At 68.8% G+C, this 20,026-nt stretch carries 17 protein-coding genes; 10 read left to right on the forward strand and 7 right to left on the reverse strand.

What is annotated here, in order from left to right; all coding sequences use genetic code 11:
* The first annotated feature begins 20 nt into the window (after positions 1 to 20).
* Entirely contained in the window at positions 21 to 362 is a 342-nt protein-coding gene (locus tag ABFX45_RS07055) for a DUF6204 family protein (RefSeq protein WP_112229565.1), read from the forward strand.
* Here the strand turns inward: ABFX45_RS07055 and ABFX45_RS07060 are convergent.
* Entirely contained in the window at positions 337 to 1,590 is a 1,254-nt protein-coding gene (locus ABFX45_RS07060) for an amidase (protein ID WP_346128458.1), read from the reverse strand. The two genes, ABFX45_RS07055 and ABFX45_RS07060, sit on opposite strands and share 26 nt — an antisense overlap.
* Before the next feature lie 79 nt (positions 1,591 to 1,669).
* The gene (locus ABFX45_RS07065; RefSeq protein ID WP_411711473.1) at positions 1,670 to 3,802 is read right to left on the reverse strand and encodes an RICIN domain-containing protein; all 2,133 of its coding nucleotides are present in this window, start codon (positions 3,800 to 3,802) and stop codon (positions 1,670 to 1,672) included.
* Positions 3,803 to 3,878: 76 nt separating this feature from the next.
* On the opposite strand from ABFX45_RS07065, the gene ABFX45_RS07070 reads away from it, so the two are divergent.
* The 3 genes from ABFX45_RS07070 to ABFX45_RS07080 all read left to right on the forward strand — a co-directional run bounded on the left by ABFX45_RS07070 (position 3,879) and on the right by ABFX45_RS07080 (position 5,585).
* On the forward strand, positions 3,879 to 4,409 hold the full coding sequence (locus ABFX45_RS07070) for an ArsR/SmtB family transcription factor (protein WP_346128460.1): 531 nt from the start codon (positions 3,879 to 3,881) through the stop codon (positions 4,407 to 4,409).
* On the forward strand, positions 4,399 to 4,962 hold the full coding sequence (locus ABFX45_RS07075) for an SRPBCC family protein (RefSeq protein WP_146231771.1): 564 nt from the start codon (positions 4,399 to 4,401) through the stop codon (positions 4,960 to 4,962). The genes ABFX45_RS07070 and ABFX45_RS07075 overlap by 11 nt, the downstream gene beginning before the upstream one ends.
* Before the next feature lie 158 nt (positions 4,963 to 5,120).
* Positions 5,121 to 5,585: a CAP domain-containing protein gene (locus ABFX45_RS07080; RefSeq protein WP_211337615.1), complete on the forward strand. Its 465-nt coding sequence runs from the start codon at positions 5,121 to 5,123 to the stop codon at positions 5,583 to 5,585.
* 25 nt (positions 5,586 to 5,610) lie between these two features.
* Here ABFX45_RS07080 and ABFX45_RS07085 read toward each other — a convergent pair whose 3' ends face one another.
* The gene (locus ABFX45_RS07085) at positions 5,611 to 6,813 is read right to left on the reverse strand and encodes an FAD-binding protein (protein WP_346128463.1); all 1,203 of its coding nucleotides are present in this window, start codon (positions 6,811 to 6,813) and stop codon (positions 5,611 to 5,613) included.
* 96 nt (positions 6,814 to 6,909) lie between these two features.
* Here ABFX45_RS07085 and ABFX45_RS07090 point away from each other — a divergent pair, with 96 nt between their 5' ends.
* Together ABFX45_RS07090 and ABFX45_RS07095 are read left to right on the forward strand one after the other, a co-directional pair.
* The gene (locus ABFX45_RS07090; protein WP_346128465.1) at positions 6,910 to 7,896 is read left to right on the forward strand and encodes a methyltransferase; all 987 of its coding nucleotides are present in this window, start codon (positions 6,910 to 6,912) and stop codon (positions 7,894 to 7,896) included.
* 35 nt (positions 7,897 to 7,931) lie between these two features.
* Positions 7,932 to 9,266, forward strand: coding sequence for a hypothetical protein (locus ABFX45_RS07095; protein WP_346128467.1), 1,335 nt, complete (start codon positions 7,932 to 7,934; stop codon positions 9,264 to 9,266).
* Here the strand turns inward: ABFX45_RS07095 and ABFX45_RS07100 are convergent.
* Both ABFX45_RS07100 and ABFX45_RS07105 read right to left on the reverse strand, forming a co-directional pair.
* Positions 9,256 to 10,038: a siderophore-interacting protein gene (locus tag ABFX45_RS07100; protein WP_346128469.1), complete on the reverse strand. Its 783-nt coding sequence runs from the start codon at positions 10,036 to 10,038 to the stop codon at positions 9,256 to 9,258. The genes ABFX45_RS07095 and ABFX45_RS07100 overlap by 11 nt on opposite strands.
* Positions 10,035 to 12,293: an ATP-binding cassette domain-containing protein gene (locus ABFX45_RS07105; protein ID WP_346128471.1), complete on the reverse strand. Its 2,259-nt coding sequence runs from the start codon at positions 12,291 to 12,293 to the stop codon at positions 10,035 to 10,037. The genes ABFX45_RS07100 and ABFX45_RS07105 overlap by 4 nt, the downstream gene beginning before the upstream one ends.
* A gap of 77 nt (positions 12,294 to 12,370) precedes the next feature.
* On the opposite strand from ABFX45_RS07105, the gene ABFX45_RS07110 reads away from it, so the two are divergent.
* The 4 genes from ABFX45_RS07110 to ABFX45_RS07125 all read left to right on the forward strand — a co-directional run bounded on the left by ABFX45_RS07110 (position 12,371) and on the right by ABFX45_RS07125 (position 16,296).
* Positions 12,371 to 13,144 (forward strand): TetR/AcrR family transcriptional regulator C-terminal domain-containing protein, encoded by a 774-nt coding sequence (locus ABFX45_RS07110; protein WP_109640173.1) that lies wholly within the window; start codon positions 12,371 to 12,373, stop codon positions 13,142 to 13,144.
* A 161-nt stretch (positions 13,145 to 13,305) separates the two neighbouring features.
* Complete coding sequence (locus ABFX45_RS07115) at positions 13,306 to 13,575, forward strand: hypothetical protein (protein WP_346128473.1); 270 nt, start codon at positions 13,306 to 13,308, stop codon at positions 13,573 to 13,575.
* Between the two features lie 46 nt (positions 13,576 to 13,621).
* Entirely contained in the window at positions 13,622 to 14,674 is a 1,053-nt protein-coding gene (locus ABFX45_RS07120) for an alpha/beta hydrolase (RefSeq protein WP_109640171.1), read from the forward strand.
* 74 nt (positions 14,675 to 14,748) lie between these two features.
* On the forward strand, positions 14,749 to 16,296 hold the full coding sequence (locus tag ABFX45_RS07125) for an outer membrane protein assembly factor BamB family protein (RefSeq protein ID WP_109640170.1): 1,548 nt from the start codon (positions 14,749 to 14,751) through the stop codon (positions 16,294 to 16,296).
* Here ABFX45_RS07125 and ABFX45_RS07130 read toward each other — a convergent pair.
* Both ABFX45_RS07130 and ABFX45_RS07135 read right to left on the reverse strand, forming a co-directional pair.
* A complete protein-coding gene (locus ABFX45_RS07130) occupies positions 16,276 to 18,885 on the reverse strand; it encodes an AfsR/SARP family transcriptional regulator (protein WP_346128476.1) in 2,610 nt (869 codons plus the stop codon). The two genes, ABFX45_RS07125 and ABFX45_RS07130, sit on opposite strands and share 21 nt — an antisense overlap.
* A gap of 42 nt (positions 18,886 to 18,927) precedes the next feature.
* On the reverse strand, positions 18,928 to 20,004 hold the full coding sequence (locus ABFX45_RS07135) for an epoxide hydrolase family protein (protein WP_109640168.1): 1,077 nt from the start codon (positions 20,002 to 20,004) through the stop codon (positions 18,928 to 18,930).
* Between the last annotated feature and the right edge of the window lie 22 nt (positions 20,005 to 20,026).

The following is a 20,026-nucleotide window of genomic DNA, read 5'->3' on the forward strand; positions in this document are numbered from 1 at the left end:
TTCGGCCACGATGTCTGCTCGTGGCTGAACACACCTACCGAGTACTCGTCCGCGGCCGGTTCGCCGACCTGACCGATGACCAGCGCGCAACGCTCCGGGAACACCTGAAGGGCTTCGACCTCCTGCGCGACGGAGGGTTCAGCGAGGAGGGCGGGCTGACGTTCGACGAGAAGCTCGACTTCTTCAGCTACCGCGTGATCCTCACCGCTCCCAGTGATCCAAGAGAAGGCAAGCCCGACGAGGCGGGACTGCGGCGCGCGGCCGCGGCCCTCGACGCGCTGGGCGTCGACTTCCGCGGGCTGCGCGCCGCCGTCACCGACATGGACGAGATGAAGATCAACCGACCGAAACGGCTGGCCTGAGCTCTGTTTCGAGCACTGCGGCGGCCTCCAGGGCCAGGTCCTCCCGGTACATCCGGGAGATCACCTGGACGCCGGTCGGCAACCCGTCCCGCAACCCCGTCGGCACCGCCACCGCGGGCACCCCGACGAAACTGGTCGCCTCGCACAGCTTCGTGGCCTCGAAATACGCGGCCAGCGCCTCGGGGCTGGGACGGTCCTGGTCCGGTTCGAACGACGGGATGGTCGACACGGGCCCGACCAGCACCGGGTACCGGTCGAGCAACCGGGCCCACTCGCGCTGGACGGCCAGGCGGGTGGCGGTGACCGCGAGGAACTCCGCCAGGTCGAGCCCCGGTCGCACCTCCAGCAGATGACGGGCGAAGAGGGCGACGTCCTCACCGGCGAACGCGGCGAACTGCTCGTAGCCGAGCGCGATCGGCGTGGCGATCATCCGCAACGACAGCGTGGCGGCCTCGTCCAGCCGTGGCGGTGACACCGGTTCGACCTCGTAGCCCGCGTCGGCGAGCCGTTGAGCGGCCGCCTCGACGGCCGGGTCGCCCGGCACGAAACCAGCCACCTCAGGAGCTGGTGGACCAGTCGGGGGAACGGGCACCGCGCGGGGATCGGACAGATCGGGACCGCACAGCAGCTCGTGCACCCGACGCAGGTCGGCGACGGTGCGGGCGAGCGGACCCTCGACCGTCATGACCTGGGTGGGAAACGGCGGGTCGGGCTGACCGAAGACCGCACCCTGCGGATAGCGGCCGCAACTCGGCTTCAGCGCGCAGACGCCGTTCAGGAACGCCGGCAGCCGCAGCGATCCGCCGCTGTCGTTGCCGATCCCGATCTGCACCATGCCCGTCGCGACCGCCACCGCGTCGCCGCCGGAACTGCCGCCCGGCGACTTCGTGGCGTCCCACGGGTTGATGGTGTGCCCCGCCAGCTCGCTGTACGTGTGCATGCCGCGTGCGTTGAGCGTCGGCATGTTCGCGTGCGCGATCGGTGTCGCACCGGCCGCCCGAAGCCGTGCCACGATCGGCGCGTCTTCCGTCTTCATGTTGCCCGTCAACGACTTCATGCCGTGCGTGGTGGCGGCGCCGGCGACGTCGATGTTGGCCTTGACCGAGAACACGACACCGGCGAGCGGGCCTGCCGGCTGCTCGGCCGGCACGTCGAACACCGTGGTCAAGGCGTTGTACACCGGGTTCAAGGTTTCGATGAGCCGCAACTGCTCTGTGAACATCCCCATGCTCCAGTCTATGCGGACCGGAGCACGGGGATGTGCGGTCGAAAACCCGATCAGTGGAACATTGATCTTCGGGGAAACATCACGGGTAGTTCGCCAGATAGGCCTCGGTGGAACCGGCGGTCACCCGTCCACCCGAGTTGTTGATGATTCGCTCGATCGTGCCCTTGCCGCCCAACGAGATCGTCACCATGCTGTGGAACCTCACGCCCGGCGTGTTCGGCACCTCGAACGCGCGGTCGGCCACCACGCTCGGGTTGGCGTTGGCGAAGATGTAGCTGCCCAGGCCCCACGCCTCGTGCGTCGTGACGTGGTTGGCGACCTTGTAGGCCGCGTAGCCGCGCGTCGAGCCGTTCATCCACGCCGCCTGGTTCGGCACCTCGTACGGCATCTCGTTCTGGTAGAAGTACGTCCGGCCGCCCTGGCCGTTCCAGATGGTCTGGTACTTCTGGTAGTGCTCGACGAAGAGACCGTACATCGTCACGTTGTTGCCGTTGACGATCAACCCGGTGTCCGCCGTGTTGAGATCCCAGCCGACGCCGATGGAGTGGTCACCGCGCCACAGCCAGAGGTGGTCGCCGATCACGTCGTGGCTGTTGACCACCAACGAGGTCGTGGCCCGTCCGACGGCCGAACCGCCGATGCGCACGTACAGGTCGTGCACCGACGTCGGGTTGGCCTGGTGACGTGCGGTGCTGCCGGGTGCGCCGATCTGCATCAGCAGCGGTGAGTTGGTCGGGGCCGCGTCGATCAGGAGGCCCGCGATCTTCACTCCGTCCACATCGGCCACATCGAGCGCCATGTTGCCGTTGGTGGGCATGACGGTCGCGAGCCCGAGGCCCATCACCACGGTGTCCGGCCGCGTGACCCGGATCGGCTCGCTCACCTGGTGGATGCCGGGCGTGAGCAGCAGGTGCTTGCCCGCGGCGAGCTGCTGGTTGATCGTCGCGGCGCTCGTGCCCGGCTTGGCGATGTAGAAGTTCGACAGCGGGAGGTTCGTGCCCTGCTGCGTGCCGCTCGCCCACGTGGTGCCGCTGGTGTTGCTGCGCAGCGCCGGCACGAACACGTTGTAGTTGCCGGAGCTGTCGATGTTCAGGAACGGCTTCTCACGCACGACAGGGGTCTGCGCGACGTTGGTGTACGGCGGTTCGGGGAACGACGTCTGCGGGGCGTTGCGGGCGCCGACGAACACCATGTTCCAGTTCTCACCGGTCCACGAGCCCCACTCCGTGTTGCGCGACAGCCACTGCTGCTGTGAACCGGAACGAACCTGGCCCGTGACCACGGAGTCGGCCAGGAAGCCACCGCTGGACCAGCCGCCGTCGTCGAGCTGCATGTTGCCATAGACCTTCGTGCGGCGCATCGCGGACGCCTGCGAGACCGCCCACGTGTTCGTGCCGCCGGGTGGCCGGACTGCGAGGTTCTCCGCGCCGCGCCAGAAGTTGTGCGTCGCGTTGCCCTGGAACCAGTCGGCCTCGACGTGCACCTGACCGTTGATCGTCACGCCGTCCGGCAGCAGGCCCAGGCCGAGAACCTGGGTGAAGAAGCCGATGTTGACGTCGACGTTGTAGTTGCCCGGCTTGAACATGATCGCGTACCGGCGCGCGTCGTACTGACCTTCTTCCTGCTGCCGGAAGACGTCGTTGAGCCGCGCCTGGATCGTGCTGGCGGGCATCGACGGGTCGAAGATCAGCACGTTCGGGCCGAAGTCCGGCTGGCCCGGGTTCGGCGGCCCGCCGGTGGTGAGGCGGAAGGCCTGGGCGTTGGTGCCGTTGCAGGTGTACTGCACCAACTGGACGTCACCGGTGGAGGCGCCGGGCACGTCGAGGCACTTGCCGCTGTGGCGGCTGACGAACCGGTAGGTGTCCGTGCCGATCTGCTCGGGGCGCCATTGCTGGTTGTTGGCGTTGAAGTTCTGCCACATGTGGATCAGCGCGTTGTCTGCGGTGGACACGTTCGAGACGTCCCAGACAGCGCCTTCGCCGACCGTGAAGTAGCCGTCGCTCGTGGGCGTGAACTTCCACGTCTGCCCAGAGCAGGTCTGTTGGCGGAGCTGTGCGCCGTTGGCTGATCCCAGCGATTCGACACACTTTCCGCTGCCGACGTTCGTCACTTGATAAGCGGTTCCGGGCACCACGTCGGCCTGCGCCGCGACCGTCCACACAGGAACGATCGCTGCTGCTGCCAACGCTGCCACCAGCAGGGGGGTTCTCACGGCTCACAGGGTGGGGGCGGTTTGTTGCAACCGTCAACGAACCTAACCGTTTCCGGTCGTGTTCCGGTATTGACAAATGAATTTGTCAAATGAGACCGTGCTGGACGTGGAGCTGTCCCCGTTGCGTCGCTCGCTGCTGGAGCTGTTGAAGTCGCCCGCGTCGGCGACGCAGCTCGCGGCCGCGCTGGACCTGCCGCGCCAGCGGGTCAACTACCACGTGCGAGCGCTGGAGCAGGCAGGACTCGTCGAGCTGGTCGAGGAACGCCAGCGCCGCGGCTGCGTCGAACGCGTGCTGCGCGCCAGGCCGGGCCGCTCCGTGGACGCCGGCGTGCAGGACCAGTTCGCCGCGACGCATCTGGTGTCGGTCGCGTCCGGGTTGGCGCGGGAAGTCGACCGGATGTCGGGCGCGGCCGCCGACGCGGGAAAGCGTTTGCTCACCTTCACCGTGGAGACGACGGTCCGCTTCGGCGCGCCCGGCGAAGTCCACGAGTTCACCAGCGATCTGGCCGAAGCGGTGCGGCAGATCGCCTTGAAGTACGACACCGAGGAAGGCCGCCCGTACCGGGTGGTCGCGCTGGGGCATCCGGGAGTTTCTGATGAGCGATGAGGGCGTGCGGATCGAGATCACCGTGGCCGCGCCGGTCGACGAGGTGTGGCAGTCGTTCCGCGACAAGGAGAAGATCCGGCACTGGCACGGCTGGGACATCCCGGAGCTGGACGCCGAGATCGACCACATCTACTTCCAGAACGTCGAGGAGGACGGCACGACGCTGATCGTCCACGGCCACGACACCTTCGCGCTGACGCCCGTCCCCGAAGGCACGCGCGTCGTGCTCACCCGCGCGCCCAAGGGTACCTCGCCGGAGTGGGACGACTACTACGACGACATCACCGAGGGCTGGATCACGTTCCTGCACCAGCTGAAGTTCGCGCACGAGTACCAGCCGGGTGCCGCGCGCCGCACGGTGTTCTGGGACCGCGAGGTGTCGTTGCCGGTCTCGGGCAAGCCCTTCTTCGAGTCCGCCAACCAGCGCGGGGTCGTGGTGGAGGAGTGGGGGCCCGGTCTGCTGATCACGTGCCCGAAGATGACCATCGCGACCACGTACGGGTTCTCGGACGACGAGCTGGAGGCGTTGCGCCAGAAGGGCGAGACTTCGTAGCCGGTCGTTGGGAACCGCCGAACGAGTCCGTCCGGTGGTCGTGTGGCGTCCGCCGTTCGCGCGTTCTCGATTGCTCCTTTCTCCGGTACGGGTATGAATCTTGATCACTAGCATTCTCCGGGTCCTGTCCCATTTCGGGAAGTTCAAGGAGAACAGTTTTGTCGCGATTAACCGCGGTGGTGTGCTCGACCCTGATGTTCGCCTGCCTGGTACCGCAGGCGAATGCCGCACCGGACTTCCGGGAAGAGGTGGTCGCGCTCACCAACGCCGAACGTGCCAAGGTCGGCTGTGCCGCTCTCACGCGCAACGACGCGTTGGACCAGGCAGCGCAGGGCCACGGCGCGGACATGGCGGAAAAGAACTACTTCAGCCACACCGGGAAGGACGGAAGCAGCCCGTTCGACCGGATCGCGCGGGCCGGGTATCCGAAGAACACCGGTCAGGCCGAGAACATCGCGGCCGGGTACACGACGCCGAGCGCGGTCGTGGTGGGCTGGATGAACTCCGCCGGGCACAAGAAGAACATGCTGAACTGCTCGTACAAGTCCATCGGCGTGGGTTACGCCCACAACGCCAATGCGCAGTGGCGCCACTACTGGGTGCAGACCTTCGGCACCCGATGACGGCACTCTCCGAGGCGCTACGCCATCACGTGGTGGCGGCCGGCCCGATGTAGCGGGTCAGGAAGTCGTTGCGGAAGACGCCTTTCGGGTCGTGCTCGTTCGCGAGCGCCCGGAAGGCGTCCCACTGCGGGTAGCGCGCGGCCAGCAGCGTCGGCGGCACGGTGAAGAGCTTCCCCCAGTGCGGCCGCGGCGCGATGGCCTCCTCCAGCCTGGGCAGCAGGGCGAGCACCGCCGGCGTGTTCGGCACCCAGGTGAAGTGGATGGCGAGGCTGTCGCGGTCGACGGCCGGGCTCAGCCACTGCGGTTCCGCGGAGATCGTGCGGATCTCGCAGGCCTGCACGAGCGGCGAGATCACCGTGGACATCTCGGCCAGCGCGCGCAGTGCCGTGACGGCACGGGTGCGCGGCACGAAGTACTCGGTTTGCAGCTCCTGCCCGACCGACGGCGTGAACTCTGCCTTGAAGTGAGGGAGGCGCTCGTGCCACGGGCCGGGGACGCCGCCCTGCTCGGTGCAGCGCGATGGCGGCTGGCCGGTGACCGGGTGACGCGGCCCGTCGGCCGCGCGACCGGGAAACGCGAACGGCTCGTCGCCCAGGCGATGCTTCACCCACAGCGTCGCGCCGCCCTGCCAGTCGACGAACGCACTGACGCTGTAGGCGCCCTCGAAGATCTGCTCGAGCTGAACCAGCAGCGTCGTCCACGCGACGTCTTCGTAGACCGTCTGCGCGACGTCGAACGACGGCACGACGTCCAGTGTCACGCTCGTGACCACGCCCAGGGCGCCCATCGACACGGCGGCGCCCGCGGACGTCAGCTCGACAACCGAGCCGTCACCGCGCATGACCTCGACTGACCGCACGGCTCCCGCCAGCGACCGCGCGCCCGAGCCGTGCGTGGCCGTGGCGATGGCGCCGGCGATGGTGATGTGCGGCAGCGAGGGCAGCGTGTGCAGGGCGAGCCCCGCGTCGTGCAGCAGCGGGGCGAGGGCGGCGAGCGTCATGCCCGCGCCGACCCGGACGGTGCGGCCGTCCACCTCGAAGACCTCGGGCATCTGCGCCAGCGAGAGAAGGGTGCCCGTCGTGTCGGCGATCGGGCTGAACGAGTGCCCGGAACCGACGACGTGCACCGCAGGGGAGCCGCGGAGGATCGCGCGCAGGTCGTCGGCCGTGGTCGGCGTGACGGCCTGGGCCGCGCTGAAGGTGACGTTGCCGGCCCAGTTGGTCTTCATACGCACACCGTAAGCGTCCGAGCTCGGTTAGTTGTTCTCCCTGTGGCTTCAGTGCAGGCAGAAATTTGGTTACCGCCGGTGGAAGGGTGAATCCACGTGGGAAACGACAACGACGTGCAGACGCTTCGACGAATGTCCGGGCTGGTCACACCCATGGCGTTGCGGGTCGCGGTGACGCTGGGGCTGCCGGACCGCCTGCGGGCTGATCCCGCCACCCCCGACCTCCTGGCCACCGAACTGGACGTCAACCCGAGAGCCCTCGAACTCCTGCTGGGTCACCTCGTCACCCTCGGCATCGTCGAACTCGCCGGCACCGGCTACCGCACCACCGAGTTCGGCGAGCACCTCTGTGCGGACGCTGACAACGGACTGCACAACCTCCTCCACCAGGACACCGCCGCCGGGCGCGCCGACCTCGCCTTCGTCGACCTCGCCCACGGCATCCGCACCGGCGAGCCCGCCTACCCGGTGCGTTACGGCCGGGACTTCTGGGCCGATCTCGCCGAGCAGCCTCACCTGCGGGGCGCGTTCGACCGGCAGATGACCTGGCGCCTCCGGGACCGGATCCCGCAGTTCGTCGCCGCCGTGGACTGGTCGCGGTTCAGGATGATCGTCGACGTCGGCGGTGGGCCCGGCGACCTGCTCGCCGCCGTGCTGGACGCTCATCCCGGGGTGTGCGGGCATCTCGTGGACCTGGAGGTCGGACCGGCGCTGCGGAACTTCAGCCGGCTGGGGGATCGCGCGCGGGCGACCGCGGGCAGCTTCTTCGACCCGCTGCCGGAAGCGGACGCCTGCCTGCTCTTCAACATCCTCCACGACTGGGACGACGAGCAGTGCCACCGCGTCCTGGCCCGCTGCGTCGACGCCCTGAACCGCGACGGCCGCGTCATCATCGTCGAATCCATCCGAGGTCTGCGGGCCAGCACTGAGATGGACCTGGTCATGCTGGTGCACTTCGGCGGACAGGAGCGGAGCGTCGCACAGTTCGAGGAGCTGGCAGAAACGCACGGGTTGGTGCTCGACTCGGTAACAGAAGTCGCCGATGAGCGCTGCGTGCTCGAATTCCGGAAACATCCGATCTAAAGTCAGATCGCCGCCGCACGGACGAAGGGACTTCCATGCGTCTAGCAGCGGTCGCGGCGGCCCTGTTGATCGTGTTCACCGGCACCCCGGCGCACGCCGCGCCTGGTGTCAGCGTGCAGGTGGACCCCGCGAGCACGAGTCACGTCGGCAGGGACTTCGCCGGCTTCAGCTACGAGAAGGACCGGGTCGGGGCGCGCATGTTCAACGCCCGCAACGCCGACCTGGTCCGGCTCTTCCGTCTCCTCGGGCCCAGCCTGCTGCGCATCGGCGGCAACCTCGTGGACATGACCACCTGGAACCCGCAGGGTACGGGCGGCAAGGCGAACGAGGTCGCGCCGTCGGACGTCCGGGAGCTGGCGCTGTTCGCCAAGGTCACCGGGTGGAAGGTCGTCTACGGCATCAACCTCAAGACCAACACCCCGGAGAACGCGGCCGACGAAGCGCGGCAGGCGGCCGAGATCCTGGGCAAGGATCTCGTGGCGTTCGAGATCGGCAACGAGCCGAACGTCTACGTCAAGACGTGGCCGGAGTACGAGGCGCTGTTCACGAAGTTCGCCGACGCGATCAGGGCGAAGGTGCCGGGTGCGAAGTTCGACGGTCCCGGCGAGGCCAACAAGACCACGTGGGCCATGGACTTCGGCCGCACGCAGAAGGACCGCGGCGCCACCATCCTCTCCACGCACCAGTACATCGCGCGCAACGACAAGGCCTCCATCCCGGACATGCTCGCGTCCACCAGGTCGGGGCGGCTGCCCACCGCCTCCGCCGCGATGCAGAAGGCGAGGGAGGCCACCGGGATCGGGCAGTGGCGTGTCACCGAGGCGAACAACTACTACCACGGTGGCGCGGCAGGTGTGAGTGACGTGCAGGCGGCGGCGCTGTGGTCGCTGGACTACATGTCGGACGTCGCGGCGCGGCAGGGTTCCGGCATCAACTTCCACGGTGGCACGTCGGTCCAGTTCCCGCTGCACTACTCGCCGATCAAGTTCGACGGGCTCAATCCCACCGGGGTGCAAGGGGTTTACTACGGTGAGCTGCTCTGGAAGCTGGCCGGGCCCGGTGCCTACCACGCGGCGAGCGTCACCGGCGCGGACGAGGTCACGGCGTGGGGAATCGGCAACAACGTGTTCGTCAACAACAAGAGCGCGTCTGCGGTGACGGCGACGATCACGTTGCCGCGCAAGGCCCGCCACGCAAGCGTTTACGTGCTGACGGCGCCGAAGCTAGACTCGACGGAGATCACCATCGCCGGGTCGAAGGTCGAGAAGAACGCGAAGTTCACGCCCAAGCCCAGGCACATCAGGGTGGCCGGCACGAAGACCGCGGTCGACGTGCCGGCCGGCAGCGCTGTCCTGGTGGTCACTCGCTGAGCGCGGCGATCCGCTCCTGGGCCTCGGCGAGATCCTCGGTGGTCGGCGCGTCGTCCTGGGTCAGCGCGCGCCGCCAGTAACCCGAGAACTCGATGTCCTTCTTGGACACTCCGAGCGACACGAAGTGCCTCCGCAGTGCCCGCACCGCGGAGGCCTCGCCGCCCAGCCACACCCAGGCCGACGACGGCACGTCGGCAGCGGTCACCACCGAGACCAGGTTCTCCCCGGCACTGCGGTGCACCCACCGCACGCCGGGGACGTCCTGCTCCTCCGCCGGGTCCGCGATCTCGACGAACGCCAGCCGCTGCCGAGAAGCGGGCAGCAGCTCGAGCAGCGAGGCGATCGCGGGCAACGCCGTCTCGTCGCCCGCGAACACCAGCAGCTCCGCTGTTCCGAGCGGCCGGGCGTAGTCGGGAGACGGCCCGAACCGGCCGATGACGTCACCGACCTGAGCCGTGGCGGCCCAGCGGGAGGCGGGGCCGTTGTCACCGTGCAGCACGAAATCCACGGTCAGCAGGCCGTCAACAAGAGAGCGCACGGTGAAGCTGCGCATCCACGGCCGTTGCTCCTCGGGAATCGCGAGGTAGGCCTGGTACCAGACGTTGACGTCTGAAGACTCCGACACCAGCGCGGAGCAACCCGGCTTGGGGAACAACAGCTTCAGCTGCTGGTCCGGCCAGGTGCCGACGGAGGCGAGTCCGTCGCCGGTGAACGTCATCCGCACCATGCGCGGGGTCAGCGGCCGCACCGAGGTGACCGTCAGCAGGCTCACGACAGGTACTCCTTGAGGTGCTGGGCGGTGAGGGTGCCCGCCCCGGCGACGAGGTCGGCCGGCGTGCCGGTGAACACGACCCGGCCGCCGTCGTGGCCCGCACCAGGACCCATGTCCACGATCCAGTCGGCGTGCGCCATCACGGCGAGGTGGTGCTCGATCACGATGACCGTGTTGCCGGCGTCGATCAGCTGGTCGAGCAGGCCGAGCAACTGGTCGACGTCCGCGAGGTGCAGGCCGGACGTGGGCTCGTCCAGCACGTAGGTCGACGCCTTCTCCGCCATGTGGATGGCGAGCTTGAGCCGTTGGCGCTCGCCGCCGGACAGTGTCGTCAACGGCTGGCCCAGCGACAGGTACGACAGGCCGACGTCGTGCAGGCGGCTCAGCACGGCGTGCGGCTGGCCGGACGGGAAGAACTCGCGCGCCTCGGCGACGGACATGCCGAGGACTTCGCTGATGTTCTTGCCGCGCAACGTGTAGCTCAGCACCTCGGGCGTGAAGCGCTTGCCCTCGCACTTCTCGCAGACCGTCGCGACGCCGGCCATCATCGCCAGGTCGGTGTAGACGAGGCCGATTCCCTTGCAGTGGGTGCACGCGCCCTCGGAGTTCGCGCTGAACAACGCCGCCTTCACGCCGTTGGCCCTGGCGAACGCCGTGCGGACCGAGTCGAGCAGCCCGGTGTAGGTGGCGGGGTTGGACCGGCGCGACCCGCGGATCGGTGACTGGTCGACCGTCACCACGTCCGGTCGCTTGCGCAGCGACCCGTGGATCAGCGACGACTTGCCGGAACCGGCGACACCAGTGACCACGGTCAGCACCCCGAGCGGGATGTCGACCGAGACGTCCTTGAGGTTGTTCTGCCTGGCACCGGAGATCTTCAGAAAACCCTTGGGGGAGCGGAACTCCGGCCGCAGCTTCGCCCGGTGGTCGAGGTGCCTGCCGGTCAGCGTGCCCGAGGCGCGCAGGCCGGCCACGTCACCGGAGTAGCAGACGTGGCCGCCGTTGACGCCAGCGCCGGGGCCGAGGTCGACGACGTGGTCGGCAATCGCGATCGTCTCCGGCTTGTGCTCGACGACGAGCACGGTGTTCCCCTTGTCCCGCAGGCGGAGCAGCAGGTTGTTCATCCGCTGGATGTCGTGCGGGTGCAGGCCGACGGTCGGTTCGTCGAACACGTAGGTGATGTCGGTCAGCGACGATCCCAGGTGCCGCACCATCTTCACGCGCTGCGACTCGCCGCCGGACAGCGTCGCGGACTCGCGGTCGAGGGAGAGATAGCCGAGCCCGATCTCGACCAGCGCGTCCAGGGTGTTGCGCAGCGTCGCGAGCAGTGGCGTGACGGACGGGTCGTCGATCGAGTGGGCGAACTCGGCGAGGTCGCTGATCTGCATCGCGCAGCACTCGGCGATGTTGAGGCCCTTCACCCTGGAGTTGAGCGCGGCCTCGTTCAGTCGCGCGCCGCCGCAGTCCTGGCAGGTCGCGAACGTCACCGCGCGGTCGACGAAGGCACGGACGTGCGGCTGCATCGACTCGCGGTCCTTGGACAGGATCGTCCGCTGCAGCTTCGGGATCAGGCCGTCGTAGGTGACGTTGGTGCCGCCGATGTTCAGCTTCGTCGTCGGTTTGTGCAGGAAGTCGTGAAGTTCCTGCTCGGTGAACTCCGCGATCGGCTTGTCGGGGGAGTAGAGCCCGGAGTTCGCGAGCACCTGCCAGTACCAGGTGCCGACGCCGTAGTTCGGGGCGTCGATCGCGCCCTCGTTCAACGACTTCGAGCGGTCCACGATCGCGTCCACGTCGATGGTGGTGACCTTGCCCAGGCCCTCGCAGGCCGGGCACATGCCCTCCGGCAGGTTGAAGCTGAACGCACCGGACGTTCCCACGTAGGGCTCGCCCAGGCGGCTGAACACGATCCGGAGCATCGTGTGCGCGTCGGTGGCCGTGCCGACGGTCGAGCGGGAGTTCGCGCCCATCCGCTCCTGGTCGACGATGATCGCCGCGCTCAGGTTGTGCAGCGCGTCCACGTCCGGCCGCCCGCTCGACGGCATGAACGACTGCAGGAACGCGGTGTAGGTCTCGTTGATCATGCGCTGCGACTCGGCCGCGATCGTGCCGAAGACGAGCGAGGACTTGCCGGAGCCGGACACGCCGGTGAAGACGGTCAGGCGGCGTTTGGGGACGTCGAGCGACACGTCCGCGAGGTTGTTCTCCCTGGCTCCGCGGACCTGGATCACGTCGTGGCTGTCGGCGACAGCGGTCATCAGAACTTCCCCCACTGATTCTTTATGCCGTAAAGTATCGGCCAACGAGGTTACTTTACGCCGTAAGGAGTCGCAAGGTGGTCGTCTACGCGGGTCAGGGAGACCCACGCCGTTCCATCGAGCTGCTCTGGCGCGCGGCGGGCGCGGAGAAACGTCCCGGCCCGAAGCCCGGCCTGAGCGTGGACGCGATCGTCGACGCGGCCATCGCGGTCGCCGACGAAGAGGGCATCGCCTTTTCGATGCGCGCCGTGGGGGAGCGTCTCGGCCGCACCGCCATGGCGCTCTACACGTACGTGCCGGGCAAGAACGAGCTGGTCGACCTCATGTACGACCGCGCGATGGCCGAACTGCCGACGTCCTACCCGCTCGACGACGGCTGGCGCCCCGCCGCGACGCGCTGGGCGCACGACATGTGGGAGTTCTACGGCCGCCACCCGTGGGTGATGCAGGTGTCGCAGGCGCGTCCGGTGCTCGGCCCGCACGAGTTCGCCGTGATCGAGGCCCTGGCCACGATCCTGGTCTCCACCGGGCTGCCCGGTCGCGAGCTGCGCGGCATCGTCGGCGCGATCAACTACTTCGTGCGCGGTGCCGCCCAGACCATCGCCGAGGCCCGCGCCGCGGGTGGCGCGACCGGTGAGGCCGACGAGGAGTGGTGGTACGCGCGGTCCGCCGTGCTCCTGGAGATCGAGCCCGACCTGGAGAAGAAGTTCCCGATGCTGCACCTGCTGGAGCAGGATCGGGAACCGGTCGATCCCGAGCTGCCCTATCTCGAGAACGACGCCCTGGAGAACTTCCGCAACGGCCTGCGCGTGCTGCTGGACGGTGTCGAAGGCGCTGTGGCAAAACCGTGACAAAGTCCGGACCTTCGGCGCACATGGGCCCGATGAGATCGTGCTCATGGCAATCGTGCCCAGAGGGATCGGGGCAGTTGTGGCCGCCGTCGCGCTCGCGATGGTGCTGACCGCGCCGAGCACCGCGGCCACCACAGCGGTGCGAGCACCGGCCCGCGGTCATGAAGATGGAGTACACGGTCGGCGACCTGAACGCGGTGGTCCACTCGCCGCGCGCACTCGTCGGGACGTTGCCGCTGGTGTTCAGCTTCCGCGGCAACGACGACTACGCGCAGTCGTTGGCGCAGCAGGGGTCCGTGGTCGTGCTGGTGAGCGATCGGATCGCGGTGGACCGCCATCGGGAGCTGTGGCGGCAGCTGAGCGAGGCAGGAGGACCGCTGGTGGAACGGTTCCGCGGGTTCGCCGGCCACTTCGCTGTGGCAGAACCGTGACACGGTCCTCACAAGTCCCCCACATGTGACCGATTTGATCACCGGTATGGCAATCGCGCCCAAGAAGATCGGCACGGCCGCGGCCGTCGTCGCGTTCGCGATGGTGCTGACCGCGCCGTACACCTCTGCTTCCCCGGAACACCGCGACGACGTCAGAAAGGTCGAGTACTCGCTCGGTGATCGGGCCTTCCAGGTGCCCGGCTTTCACGTCGAGCCGGGTGGTCCCGTCGCGGACCTCGAGCTCACCGCCGTCGTGCACGCGCCACGCACGCTCGTCGGCAAAAGGCCGCTGGTGCTGCTCGCGCACGGCTTCTGGAAGCCGTGCCAGAACGAACAATGGGTCTGGCCGTGCCCTCAAGGCGACCCGTTCCCGAGCTACCGCGGGTACGACTACCTGGGGGAGGAGCTGGCGCGGCAGGGTTTTGTGGTCGTGTCGGTGAGCGTGAACGGTGTCAACGCCGGTGAGATGGGCCAACCCGCGGACGTGGCGCGGGCCGCGCTCATGAGCAAGCACCTCGAAATGTGGCGCGACCTGAACGACGGCAAGGGTCCGCTCGCCGGAAGGCTCAAGGGGTTCAAGAACCACGTCGACCTGACCAGCGTCGGCACCCTCGGCCACTCGCGAGGTGGCCGCGGCGCTGTCTACCAGGCGTCGGACAAGCACGTCACCGAGCTTCCGGCCGGTGTGCGGATCAAGGCCGTGCTGCCGCTCGCGCCCGCCGACTACTACGCGCCGGACCCGGAAGCTCCGCAGAACCTCGACTACCGGATCACGAAGATCCCGTTCGCGGTCATGACCGGCAGTTGCGACGGCGCGGTGAACGGCGGCACGTTCGTCGACAACGCCAAGGGCCGCAACCTCGTGCCGATCCACGCGGTCACACCGAAGTACGCCAACCACAACTACTTCAACACCGAGTGGTCCTACGACAACGACAGCCGCTGCCCGGACACCGGCCTGAGCCCTGAGCAGCAACGGAAGGTCGCCACCACCTACATCCCGGCGTTCTTCCGCCAGTACCTGCACGGCCGGCCGAACCCGATCGTCAGCCGGGGATTTCCGGGCGTCGACGTCGTGACGCATCAACCGATCGGCTAAGCCTCAACACGACTTTGGGCGGTCGCGTCCCCCTTCCGCCACTGCCAGGGTGGAAGGCGGAAGGGGGAAATTCCATGCTCAAGACCACAGCGCTGCTCACCGCGGCGCTAGCAGTCCTGACCGCCGCACCCGCTACGGCGCACGCCAACGGCGACTGGGCCGGGTGGCAGAAGGACCTCAGGGGCTCCCGGCACAACGCCGCGGAGTGGCGCATCAACCAGCACAACGTGGGCAAGCTCAAGCTCAAGTGGGCCATGGCCTACGAGAGGGGCGGGGCCTACATCGTCCGCAGTCAACCGGCCGTCGTCGGCGACACCATCTACTTCGGCGCCCCGGACGGCAAGTTCTACGCCCGCAACGCGCGCACCGGCAAAGCCAAGTGGGAGTTCACACTCCCACCGGCCAGCCGGTTCGCGTACAACTCCGACGGCCCGACGGTGGCCAACGGCAAGGTGTTCTTCGGCGACAGCACCGGACGGCTCTTCGCGCTCGACCAGCGCACCGGCCGGCAGCGTTGGCAGACCCAGATGGACAACACCGTCGCCGCGCAGACGACCAGCTCGCCGATCGTCCACAACGGACTTGTGTACGTGGGCACGTCGAGCAGCGAGAACGTGCTGCCGCGTGACTACGCGTGCTGCACGTTCCGCGGTCACATCGACGCCTACGACATCGACACCGGCGCGCTGGTCTGGCGCCACTACACGGTGCCGGAACCGGTCGAGGTCGGGACGTGGCCCAACGGCGCCAAGCGGTTCGAGCCGTCCGGCGTCGGCGTGTGGAGCTCTCCGGTGATCGACCGCAAGACCGGCACGCTCTACGTCGGCACCGGCCAGAACTACACCGGCAAGGGCGGCGAGTTCGACTCGCTGCTCGCGCTCAACGCCCGCACCGGCGCCGTCAAGTGGACCAATCAGGTCACCGACGCCGACACGTGGCGGTGGGCCTGCAACGAACCGGATCCCGAGGGCTACTGCCCAGGGCTGAAGGACAACACCAACCTCGACTACGACATCGGCGCGACGCCGAACCTGTTCGAGGTCAACGGGCGTCAGCTCGTCGGCGTCGGCCAGAAGTCGGGTGTGTACCACGTGTTCGACGCCAGGACGGGGCAGGTCGTGTGGCGCCGGCAGCTGGGTGTGCCGTGGCCCAGCGGTGGCATCGGCGGCATCCAGTGGGGATCGAGCTACGACGGCGAGCGGCTCTACATCGCGACCTACGCCGCCGATCCCGGCAAGCTGTTCGCCGTGGACCCGGCGACGGGCGGCGTGCTGTGGGAGACCCCGGCGCCCGCAGACGGGTGCTCCACGGGCGGTGCGGCCGGTCAGCCCGGCTGCGCTCCGGCGCACGGTGTCCCGGTGTCCAGCACACCCGGCGTGGTGTGGCTGGGCGCGCAGGACGGCAAGTTCCGCGCGTACGACTCGAAGACCGGCAGGATCCTGTGGACCCACGACACCATCCAGGACGTCCGCGGTGTCAACGGCCTGACCGGGCGCGGCGGTGCCATGGCGGGGCCGGGCACGGGCGCGGTGGTGTCGAACGGCATGGTCTACGTGCAGTCGGGCTACGTGTCGGACTACGTGAACCCGCACGGGCACGTGCTACTGGCGTTCGGCTTGTAGCTTCGCAAGCACGGATCCGACCGGCAGGCCGGCTCCGGTGCGCAGGTCGAGAGATCGTTGCCAGGCACGGCGAGCCTGCTCGGCGTCACCCGCGGCCAGATGGGTGTCGCCGAGCTGTTCGTGGGCTCCGGCCTCCAGCCGGAGGTCGCCGCCCAGCCGGAAGTACCTGGAGGACTGGGTGAACGCGTGCGCCGCGCGTTCGTGGTCGCCGAGGCCCTGGTAGCCGGTGCCGAGGTTGTCCCACGTCTCCGCCATGCCGATGACGTGGTCCATCGCCTGCCACATCTTCATGGCGCGCTCGGCGTACTCGACGGCCAGGGCGTACCCACCGATCTTGCCGTAGCCCCATGCGAGTCCGGTCAACGCGTTGGCCTGGCCGTACTCGTCGCCGCACTCCTCGAACAACGCGAGACCGCGCCGCGTGTGCTCGAGCGCCTCGGGGATCCGGTCGTCCGGGCACAGCATCGCGATGTTCAGCAGCACTCCCGCCTGGCCTGCCGGGTTGCCCTCGTACACCTCGAACGCCCGCTCGAGCGCGGCCGTCGACTCGTCGAGCCTGCCCACCCTGGCGAGCCCGCGGCCGAGGTTGATCAACGTGCGGCCAAGGCCGTCGGTGTCGTCGAGCTGTTCCAGCGCGGCGACGGCGAGTTGTTGTGACGCCAGCAGATCGCGGTAGTGCGCCTGGCGGTCGAGGACGTCCGCGAGCGACCAGCCCATCAGCCACGTCTGCGCCGGGGTGCCGTGCGGCATCGCCGACATCAGCGTCGGGTGCTCGGCCATCAGCCACGCGAACGCATCCTCGTGCGTGCCGAACCGCGTGACCACCACGCCCGGTGCCGGCTGCGGGGTGGCCGGGCGGTGGCGGCTGGGGGTGAACACGACGCCCGCCTCGACCCCCGTCAGCGCGAGGTGGTCGAGCAACCGGTGCAGCGCCTCGTCGCGTTCCCCGGCGTGCGCCAGCTCCGCCGCGTAGTCGCGCAGCAGGTCGTGGCACGTGAACCGGCCCGGTTCGGACTCGTCGAGCAGGTTCGCCCTGGCCAGTTCCGCGAGCAGCGCCTCCGTCGTCGGCAGTCCCAGCCCCGCCAGGGAAGCGGCGCCCGCGAGGCTGATGTCGGAACCCGGCATCAGGCCGAGCAACCCGAACAGACGCAGTGCGGGAGGGCTGAGCGCCCTGCAGGAGTGGGAGAACACCGAGCGCAGGTCCGCCGTGACGTCATCGTCGTCGGCGAACGCGTCGAGGTCTGCCAGCTCGTCCGCCAGCGCCGCCAGCGGGAACTCGGGCTGCGTCGCCGCCCGTGCTCCGGCGACCGCGAGCGCCAGCGGCAGACGGGCGCAGCGGCGGACCACGGTGTCGACGGCCTCCGGTTCGGCCTGGGCGCGGTCGTGGCCGATCCGGGCGGTCAGCAGCTCGCGGGCGTCGTCGGGCGGCAGCAGGCCCAGCGGCAGCGAACGTGCCTTGTGCGTCGGCTTGAGGGCGGTCCGGCTGGTGACCACCACGTGCGTGTTCGGGGTGCGCGGCAGCAACGGCTCGATCTGGTCGGCGTCGGTCGCGTTGTCCAGCAGCATCAGCACCCGCTTGTCCGCGAGCGTGTCCCGCAGCAACGCCGCCTGCCCGGCCAGGTCGTGCGGTACCTTCGCGCGCGGCACGTCGAGCGCGGACAGGAACCGCAGCAGCGCGTCACCGGGACTCAGCGCCGCGCCGGACGGCCCGAAGCCGTGCAGGTTCACGTAGAGCTGACCGTCGGGGAACCGTGCCGCGGCCCGGTGTGCCCAGTGCACGGCGAGCGAGGTCTTGCCGACCCCGCCGGTGCCGGTGATCACCACGACGCCGTTCGGTGCCTGGTCCAGCTGCGCGAGCTCCAGCGCCCTGCCGGTGAACGGCTTGGGCGGCGCGGGCAGCTGCCGCGGCGCCGACGCCGCCTGCAGCCGCCGGTGCAGGGTGGTGAGCTGCCGGGACGGTTCGGCGCCCAGCTCGGTCGCGAGGCGCGCCTTGAGCAGCTCGAAGTGCCTGGTCGCGTCGGCGGTGCGGCCGCTGCCGTGCAACGCCTCGATCAGCTGGGCGGCGATCCGTTCGTCCAACGGGCGTTCGGCGACGAGCACCTGCAGCTCCGGCACCAGCTTCGCGTGCTCGCCGGAGCTCAGCCGCGCGTCGACGTGGTCGAGCCGTGCGGCCAGCAGCTCTGCGGCGAAGTCCCGCCGCCTCTGCCGCGCCCACGGAGTGTCCAGTGTGGACAGCAGCTCCGCGTCCGCGAGTGCGATCGCCTCCGCGGTCCTGCCGGTGCGCACGAGGTGGCGGAACAGGTGGAGGTCGATCTCCAGCGGATCGACCCGCACCACGTACCCGCCGGCCTCGCGCTCGATCAGGCCGGGCAACGTCTGCCGCAACCTGGTCAGCCACGTCTGCATCATCGCGCGGGCACGGGGCGGCGGCGTGTCACCCAGGACGCGCTCGACCAGTTCATCGGCTCCGACCACCCTGCCGGCGTCGACGAGCAGCACACCGAGCAGAGCGCCCAGCCGCGTCGGACCGAACTCGGTCGCGCGGCCGTCCACCCACGCCGAGACCCCGCCGAAGACCGTGAACCGCACGTTGATCACCGTAGTCGGGCGTGTTCGGTCCTCGCGAGACCGTCACAAAAGAAAAGCCTCTCGCAGTTCGCGCACCATCAGCTCGGGCACCTCCATCGCGGCGAAGTGACCCCCGCGCTCCATCTCGGTCCACCGCACGATGTTGTGGTTGCGTTCGGCCATTCGCCGGATCGGCACACCCACGTCGTGCGGGAACACCGACACCGAGGTCGGTGTCGGCGACTCCGGCTCCAGCTCGCCCCAGGTGTCGTCGCCCTCCTGGTAGTAGCGCGCCGACGAGCCCGCGGTCCGGGTGAACCAGAAGATCGACACGTCGGTCAGCAGCGCGTCCACCGGCACGCCGATCTCCGGATCGCTCCACGTGTGGAACGCCCACTCGATCCACTCCAGCTGCGCGACCGGGGAGTCGGTCAGCCCGTAGGCGATCGACTGCGGCCGGGTGCACTGCACCGCCACGTACCCGGACTGCTCGAACTCGTACTTGAACGCCTTCTCCACGGACCTGCGCTCGGCCTCCACCTCCATGTCGGCGGTCTCGGCCGTCACTCCCGCGGAGAAGATCTGGTTGACGTGGATCGCGCGCACCTCGTCCCGCATCCCGAGGTAGCGGGTGAGCATGGCGCCGAAGTCGTAGCCGTGCGCGACGTAGCGGTCATATCCCAGGCGCTTCATCAGCTCGGAGAACACGTCGGCGACGCGCGGGATGGTCCAGCCGAGCTCGCGCGTCGGGCCGGAGAACCCGAAGCCCGGCACGGACGGGATCACCAGGTGGAATTCGCGGCTCAGCGGCTCGATCATCTCCTCGAACGCGAAGCACGTCGACGGCCAGCCGTGCGTGAGCAGCAGCGGTTCGGCGTCCGGGTTCGGGCTTTTCACGTGGATGAAGTGCAGCTGGGCGCCGTCGATCTCGGTGAGGAACTGCGGGATCTTGTTGAGCCGCCGCTCCTGCTCCCGCCAGTCGAAGTCCCGCCAGCGCCGCACCAGCTCCTGCAGGTGGTCCTTCGGGGTGCCCTGGGCCCAGCTCGCGCCCGGTGGCGAGTCCGGCCAGCGGGTCTGGTCGAGGCGGCGGTGCAGGTCGTCGATGTCGGACTGCGGGACGTTGATCTCGAACGGTTTCATGCTGACGACGCTATGAGCACTG

The organism is Lentzea roselyniae (assembly GCF_039537795.1).
Taxonomy (GTDB): domain Bacteria; phylum Actinomycetota; class Actinomycetes; order Mycobacteriales; family Pseudonocardiaceae; genus Lentzea; species Lentzea atacamensis.

Excerpts from the sequence above, each read along its gene's own strand:
- ABFX45_RS07060 (WP_346128458.1), bottom strand. The coding sequence starts at position 1,590 with ATGGGGATGTTCACAGAGCAGTTGCGGCTCATCGAAACCTTGAACCCG.
- ABFX45_RS07070 (WP_346128460.1), top strand. The coding sequence starts at position 3,879 with ATGAATTTGTCAAATGAGACCGTGCTGGACGTGGAGCTGTCCCCGTTG.
- ABFX45_RS07075 (WP_146231771.1), top strand. The coding sequence starts at position 4,399 with ATGAGCGATGAGGGCGTGCGGATCGAGATCACCGTGGCCGCGCCGGTC.
- ABFX45_RS07085 (WP_346128463.1), bottom strand. The coding sequence starts at position 6,813 with ATGAAGACCAACTGGGCCGGCAACGTCACCTTCAGCGCGGCCCAGGCC.
- ABFX45_RS07095 (WP_346128467.1), top strand. The coding sequence starts at position 7,932 with ATGCGTCTAGCAGCGGTCGCGGCGGCCCTGTTGATCGTGTTCACCGGC.
- ABFX45_RS07105 (WP_346128471.1), bottom strand. The coding sequence starts at position 12,293 with ATGACCGCTGTCGCCGACAGCCACGACGTGATCCAGGTCCGCGGAGCC.
- ABFX45_RS07115 (WP_346128473.1), top strand. The coding sequence starts at position 13,306 with ATGAAGATGGAGTACACGGTCGGCGACCTGAACGCGGTGGTCCACTCG.
- ABFX45_RS07120 (WP_109640171.1), top strand. The coding sequence starts at position 13,622 with ATGGCAATCGCGCCCAAGAAGATCGGCACGGCCGCGGCCGTCGTCGCG.
- ABFX45_RS07125 (WP_109640170.1), top strand. The coding sequence starts at position 14,749 with ATGCTCAAGACCACAGCGCTGCTCACCGCGGCGCTAGCAGTCCTGACC.
- ABFX45_RS07135 (WP_109640168.1), bottom strand. The coding sequence starts at position 20,004 with ATGAAACCGTTCGAGATCAACGTCCCGCAGTCCGACATCGACGACCTG.